Source organism: Pleurocapsa sp. CCALA 161 (assembly GCF_003003995.1).
Lineage (GTDB): Bacteria > Cyanobacteriota > Cyanobacteriia > Cyanobacteriales > Xenococcaceae > Waterburya.
Map to the genome: position 1 here is coordinate 1 of NZ_PVWF01000240.1, position 2,943 is coordinate 2,943.

Annotated in this window: 1 protein-coding gene and 1 pseudogene; one reads left to right on the forward strand and one right to left on the reverse strand. The window is 42.6% G+C overall.

All coding sequences use genetic code 11. The features are described from left to right. Positions 1–117, reverse strand: a pseudogene (locus C7B62_RS27320) (GntR family transcriptional regulator); the annotation flags it as partial. 432 nt (positions 118–549) lie between these two features. Here C7B62_RS27320 and C7B62_RS25190 point away from each other — a divergent pair. Beyond that, complete coding sequence (locus C7B62_RS25190; protein ID WP_199194381.1) at positions 550–2,820, forward strand: PhoD-like phosphatase; 2,271 nt, start codon at positions 550–552, stop codon at positions 2,818–2,820. Positions 2,821–2,943 lie beyond the last annotated feature (123 nt).

Here is a 2,943-nt window from a genome sequence, read left to right on the forward strand (position 1 = left end):
ACTGGGTAAACGATGAGCAGGGGGATATTGTCCAGAAGCGATCGCAAACTGAATTTGAGCAAACAGTTGTTTGGAAGCGGGTACTTCACTATCTGACTGGATTTGAAAGTTCAGCATAGAATTGGGCGCATCGAAGGAGTTTTATGTGCGCCATTGTAGAGGTAAATTCAGTTTTTTTCTTCAAATAGTTAAAAATATTTGGCAAAAATAATTATTTGACATCGGACTTTTGCTGAAGTGGCGCATCAATAAGTAGCTAGGCATAATTAATTTAAAGATTGATGTGAGGTAGTGGAGTAGTGGAGATAGGGGAGAAAAATAAGAATCCGTTATTTTATCTTTAATTCCACCCAGCTACTTATTTTGGATCAGATCAGCAGCTCGGCGATGATTGGTAGATGATCGGAGCCAATAGGCTTGCCTAATCTAAAATTTTTAACTTGAATATCTAAGCTGATTCAACAATGATGTAATTGATATCTTGAATAGTTTCTTTCTGCTAGGATCACAATTAAAGCAATTTACCAAACAAGCTAGCGTATTTTTCTCTTGGCTAAACTAAATCCAGCTATTCAGTTTCTCCCAGAATTAGAACAGCTTCCTTTGATTATTACGGGTCCAATTCTGCGTCATGTGCAAACAAATGCGGTTACTGTTTGGTTAGCCTTGAAACAGCCTGATACAGTAACCCTAAGAGTATTGACAACAGAGGAAGGTAATGGCTCAAAATTAGAAACCCCGATTTTGGAGAGTCAGCAGCAGACGATCTCTTTGGGCAAAAATCTCCACGTTTTAGCAATTACAGCATTACCCTTACTAGATTCCGTCTTGATTCCAGGTCAAGTATATGCCTACGATCTTTATTTTCACCAGGCAAATTTTAATTTAGTTCAAGCTATTAATAGTCAAGCAAATAGCTCAAGAATTAGTTATTTTGCTCATCAACTGCCCACATTTTCTTTACCGCCTCAAGATTTAAGTCAGCTACGCATTGTACATGGCTCTTGTCGTAAGCCTCATGGTGGAGGCAAAGATAGCTTATCTTGTCTAGATAGTTTAATTCAAGATGCTGCCTCCCTCCCCAATCAAAGACCTCATCAGCTTTTTATGACAGGGGATCAAATTTATGGTGATGATGTTGCCGATCCGATGCTCTGGCTATGTCAGGGGATTAGTCAATTATTATTTGGTTGGTCAGAAGAATTGCCTCTAGAGTCTGGCAGTATTTTAAATGATGAGTTACCTCCAGGACAAAGAACGGAAATAGCTCGGATTGAGGCAGGGATGACGGCGATGCTGCGAGGCAAAGAAGACAAAGCTAAAAGCCATTTATTCAGCTTTGGTGAATACGCTGCTGCCTATTTAATTGCTTGGTCGCCTGTGTTAATACCCAGCAGCCTTCCTGATAGTGCCAGTCTGGGTTTGAGCCGTAAACAGGCAAAAGTATGGCGAAGTGAAATCGAAGGCATAGAAAGCTTTTGGCGGGATTTAGATCTAGTGCGCCGAGCCTTAGCCAATATCGCTGTTTATACCATCTGCGACGACCATGATGTGAGCGATGATTGGTACCTAAATCGTGAATGGTGCGATCGCGTCTTAAGCAAACCTCTGGGTAAAAGAACGGTTCAAAATGCCTTATTAACCTACGCGCTCTTTCAAGCCTGGGGTAATACACCCCATTACTTTACCCCAGGCACAAGCGGAGATAAGTTGCTTCAGCTGGCTAGTCAGTGGCTAGTCTCAGCAGGGCAAGATCTAGAGGCAAAGGCAAAATGCGATCGCTATTTAGGTCTTCCCAGTAACGATCCTCGTAGCAAACTACCTCAATATCAATCAGACCAAGATGTCTTAATTTTAGCCAGGGAGCGAGAGGCTATTCCTTGGCACTATACAGTTATGGGAACAAGTCACGAAGTGATTGTGCTGGATACTCGTACCTGGCGCGGTTATCCTCCCGAAAAATCTAAGCTTGAGCCACCAATGCTGCTCTCACCTTTTGCTTTCAAACAACAGCTACAGAAGCCATTAGCCGATCAATCGCGCCAGATTGAAGCAACTATAGTCGTGCTGCCAACTAATCTAGTGGCATTAGGCATTATCGATCGCATTCAGCAATATGAACTGAGTCGGAAGCACGTATTTAGTAATGATGTAGGAGACTCCTGGAATTTCCACGAAACAGCCTTTGTCACTTTGCTGCTCAATCTTTGTCAAGCACGGGATCGCGTAATCATTCTTTCAGGAGACATTCACTATAGTTGCGCGGTACGCATCGTCCACTGGAATTATCATACTCAGGAGACTTCTATTCTTGTACAGTTAACTTCTAGCGCCATCAAAAACTCAGAATTGGCAACGCGAGTCGTCCATACTAGGCTAAAATCACTACTACCTGAACCGACACAACGCTGGTTGGGTTGGAACAAGTCATGTAAACAAATTAAATTACTCAAACCAAAGTGGTGGGGGAAGCAATCCCAGCAATATCCTTATCCTGATTGGCAATATCGGATTGAATGGATTAAACGACAGCCATATCAGACGATGCCTTGGCGAGCGCGAAAAATAACTAAAGCTCCACCCACCTTGGGACAGCGAATCTGGAACAGCATAGTAACATTGCTCTGGCGTAATCCTTGGCTACAGGACGGGACAGAAGTTGTCGGCAGAAATAACCTCAGCCTCGTCAGATTTAACTGGTCGGGAACAAAGAAAGTAATTCAAGAAACCTATTGGCATCCCCCTTGGCAAGAGACAGCAACGGTTAAAAGCAGCTATGAAGTTCTGTTAGAAGATCGCATCAAGCGCCAAGATCGTTAACTAGCCACAAGTCTAAATCAAACATATCAACATATTAAACATAATTATCAAAAAATATGACGGCGAGCGCAATTATCGAACCACAAACCTGGAACTGGCAGGGACACAAGATTACCTATCAGC